The organism is Candidatus Thioglobus sp. (assembly GCF_029243085.1).
Classification (GTDB): Bacteria; Pseudomonadota; Gammaproteobacteria; order PS1; family Pseudothioglobaceae; genus Thioglobus_A.
This window is the reverse complement of record NZ_JAQWSS010000071.1, coordinates 1-3904: the sequence shown is the minus strand read 5'-3', so window position 1 is coordinate 3904 and position 3904 is coordinate 1. Positions and strand designations below refer to the sequence as shown.

The 3904-nt window shown below is 39.0% G+C and carries 5 protein-coding genes; 2 read left to right on the top strand and 3 right to left on the bottom strand.

What is annotated here, in order from left to right; genetic code table 11:
* Both P8M52_RS03900 and rlmB read left to right on the top strand, forming a co-directional pair.
* On the top strand, window positions 1-561 hold a 561-nt coding region (locus P8M52_RS03900), incomplete at its 5' end, for a peptidylprolyl isomerase (RefSeq protein WP_300307609.1).
* A 5-nt stretch (window positions 562-566) separates the two neighbouring features.
* Window positions 567-1310, top strand: coding sequence for a 23S rRNA (guanosine(2251)-2'-O)-methyltransferase RlmB (rlmB, locus tag P8M52_RS03895; protein WP_300307606.1), 744 nt, complete (start codon window positions 567-569; stop codon window positions 1308-1310).
* Here rlmB and P8M52_RS03890 read toward each other — a convergent pair.
* The 3 genes from P8M52_RS03890 to P8M52_RS03880 all read right to left on the bottom strand — a co-directional run.
* The gene (locus P8M52_RS03890) at window positions 1307-1621 is read right to left on the bottom strand and encodes a rhodanese-like domain-containing protein (protein ID WP_300307603.1); all 315 of its coding nucleotides are present in this window, start codon (window positions 1619-1621) and stop codon (window positions 1307-1309) included. The two genes, rlmB and P8M52_RS03890, sit on opposite strands and share 4 nt — an antisense overlap.
* Before the next feature lie 6 nt (window positions 1622-1627).
* Window positions 1628-2971: a VWA-like domain-containing protein gene (locus P8M52_RS03885; RefSeq protein ID WP_300307600.1), complete on the bottom strand. Its 1344-nt coding sequence runs from the start codon at window positions 2969-2971 to the stop codon at window positions 1628-1630.
* Window positions 2972-2984: 13 nt separating this feature from the next.
* Window positions 2985-3904: ATPase (locus tag P8M52_RS03880; protein ID WP_300307598.1), on the bottom strand; the 920-nt coding region annotated here is incomplete at its 5' end.

Sequence of the window (3904 nt, the reverse complement as noted above, 5' to 3'; positions counted from 1 at the left end):
CTTTCTCTAAACGGTTTGAAAGAATTAATTAATAACAAGGCGGGACTCTCTTTAAGTAAGGCTGAAATTAACCAGGCGCTAGAAGCTAATCCAGCAACTGATCATGATATTGTTAAACAAATCCGTATTGCGCAAATAGCTATTAGCTCAATCGATTCAACCGAATCACTATTACAATCTCAAGATGAGCTAATTAAAGCATTTTTAACTGACCTATCGCTGAAAATACAGCAAGGTGAATCATTTTCCGTATTGGCCAAATTACATTCCCAGGATGAATCCTATAAGAATGGTGGTGAATCAGGTTGGTTAGTACAAAAACGCCTTCCCGAACCGTTTACCAATGCTCTAAAAAGTCTAGACCTACAAGATTTAAGTGCACCCTTTAAGGCTGGCAATGGCTGGAGGCTGGTTAAAATCATTGAAAAACGCAGTGTAAACAATCACCTTCGAAATATTAAGGCAGCATTGATGCGTCAAAAGAAAAATGCTTATTTTAGCAATTGGGTTAAAAAACTTAGAAAAGATGCCTACATCGAAATCTTTGACCACAAGCTATAATTGCCATGTCTAAAACAATTACTATTTTTGGTTTTCATGCCATTCAAGCGCAATTAGATGCCGCTCCTGAAGGTTTTGTAAAAGTCTTAGTGCTTGATAATCGTAACGACAAACGTGTTGGACAAATTACCACTCAGCTTAGACAATTAGACATTCAAACTGAAAAATCAAATAAACAACAACTTGATAAACTGACCAAAAATCAGACTCATCAAGGTATTGCTGCTGAGATACTACTACCTACCCTACCCAATCAAGATGAACTAATTGCTCATGTCTCTAAGTTGGATCATGCCGCCCTTATTCTTATTTTAGATTCTATTCAAGATCCAAGAAATCTTGGCGCCTGTTTGCGCAGTGCCAATGCTGCGGGCGTTGATTGTGTCGTTATCAACAAGGATGGATCAGCGCCAATAAACGCCTTAGTGCACAAAACATCAGCGGGCGCACTTAATCAATTTAAAATATTTCAAGTAACAAACCTTGCTAGAACCATTAAAGCTTTACAACAACAAGATATTTGGGTGGTTGGTTTAGATGGTTCTACCAATACTTCAATTTATCAAATTGATTTGACCACATCGACTGCTTTAATTATGGGTGCTGAAGGCAAAGGTTTAAGAAAGCTAACTAAACAATCTTGCGATCAATTAGCATTAATTCCAATGCAGGGTAATATTGAGAGTTTGAATGTGTCTGTGGCAACAGGAATTAGTCTATTTGAAGCTAGTAGACAGCGTCTAGTTTAATACAAAGCCATTGAGTCATCAATCGTCTTAGCCCAGGCGTCGACACCACCTTTAAGATTGATGATTTTATCAAAACCAATGGATTCGAAATAGCGTGCTACTTGCATAGAGCGAATACCATGATGACAAATTAACACAGTTTCCTGTGACTTGTCTAATGACTCGATATTAGCCATTATTTGACCCATTGGCAATAATTTAGCATCCTTTAAATGGCATTTATCCCACTCCCACTGCTCTCTAACATCCAGTAACAGAGGCTTGTTAAATTCCAAATATTCTTTTAGCTCTTTAGGGGTTAAATCTAGCATAATTAGTCAATTGAGTTGAATTCGAGATCCCCAGGGGACTGGTTCTTTACCTTTGACTAGCCACATAACAGGGTAATTTGGCTCATACTCTGGAAACTTGCCTTTCGCATCGGTAAAGTAAATTAAGACACTTGAGGGAGAGTCTTGCTGATCTATATGATTAAATACTGGATTGAAATTAGTTCCTTTTCCGCCACCTAAAGATGCTGGAAATTTCAATTCATCCCAAGCTTCAAAACGCCAAATTAAATTAGGATTGATTTTTTCATCACAAGCAATTAAAGTAATGGAAGCTCTCATATTGCTTTTAATGGCGTTAATTTCAGATACAAATTCATCGATTTCATCCTGGGAAATAGACCCTGAAGTGTCAATTGCCACAGTAATATCTATTTGACTCGATCTAAGCGATGGCAGGATGGCGGCGCCACTTCTTCTAGAAGGCCTAGCATAAGAGAAATCATCTCTAGCCAAACTAGACATGTACTGTGCTAATAGTGATTGCCATGACAGTTGTGGCTGCAAGAAAAAATCAATCAGTTTGGCAAACTCACCATCAAGTTTTCCCGCTTGCTGTGCAAGCTGGGCAGATGACGCAAGATTTTTTTGCCATTTGCCACTCAACTCTTGCATTTCATCGGGCGTTAGTGGAGATGGCTGCTGGGCTAGCTCACCTGAGCTTGCATTGCCTTGTGATGGGTTACTTTGCTCGCTTTTTCCACTAGCATTGTCTTTTTCGCCTTCTAAGCTATCTTCACGCATACCGCCATCTGACTCATCTGCATCATCCTTGGGATTGTCATCATAAAGGTGTTGATCCATTGGCTCGGTGTCGATACTATCGTCAATCATCGGATAGATTTCTTCAGCAATCATGCTTTCGTATTTATTAAAAATAGGCACATCAAGTGGCGGTCTAAAACCCTCTTTAACCAACAAAGGATTAATGGCAAAGTCGCATGCTAAGTCCCATTTATGCTTATCTCTAGTACCCCTACGAGCAAAATGCGTGAGAGCACAGTGTAGTGCCTCATGTATGAGCACAAATTTAGTTTGATGATTATCTAGTTTTTCAATAAAACTAGGGTTGTAATAAAAACTCTTGGCATCCGTAGCACTTGTTTGACACCAGGATCCTGCAGCTTTCAAAGGTAATCTTAACACCAAGTTACCCAAAAAAGGTTTATCGAGAATAAGCTGAGTGCGTGCTTTAGTTAGTTTCGCTTCAACCGCCTCTAAATCGACATCGTCAACATTGTTTTCGTAAACAATATCTTCACCAATAACTTCTACTTTTGGATCGGGTGCAAGCTTAGAATCTTGCCAGAATTTATATTCGGAATCAGCCATTTAATAATTACTATTAATCAAACATAGTGTCGGCTATTTTTCCTGCCCAATCAGCAAATTCAGGAATGGTAAATAACTCACCACCAATAGCTCTTTGCATATCTGAAACTAGCATAACACCTAATTCTTTTTGTGGAAAATCTTTAGCAAAATTTAAAATATTACCCCAAACCTGCTGTGCGTTATCGCCATCTTTTGCTGCAATCGCACGCCCTGCTAACGCAGCACAAATTGCATATTGAAGATCTAACTCTTTTGGAATGCTAACACTATCACCATTAATAATTGCATCCAGATCAGGTAAATCAGCCATATGCTCAACAAAAGTGGTAATTTCCACACCAGCCACCTCACCCACACAAGCGCTAGCAGCTTGTCTAAATAACGCTAAATCATTGTCAAACTTTTTAAGTGCACGATGCACAAACTCCCAAGTCCTTGGTGAAGGGAATGCAACCGGATTGTGAGCTGGATCAAATTCAAATAAATGTTCAGGACGGTATCTTAAAAAACCAATAATACGCTCATCAATTTTATTTTTATAAGCCCAAGCAGCCCAGTCATCTAAGTTAACATCAAGCTCGTAGTGAGAAAAACGATTCGCCAAAGGTGCTGGCATAGAATAAGTAACACCACGATCCCCTTGTCGATTGCCTGCTGCAAAAATAACCCAACCATCAGGCACAATGTAATCACCTAAGCGTCTATCTAAAATAAGTTGATAGGCTGCTGCTGAAACTGTTGGTGGCGCTGAAGTAATCTCATCTAAAAACAAAATTCCTTGCTTGCCATGGCGCTCTTCATTAGGTAGTAATGATGGAATGGACCAATCAACTAAATTATCATTTTTAAAAGGAATGCCTCGAAGATCACTAGGCTCCATCTGTGAAAGTCGAATATCAATAATATTGACATTATGCGCTGTGGCTACTT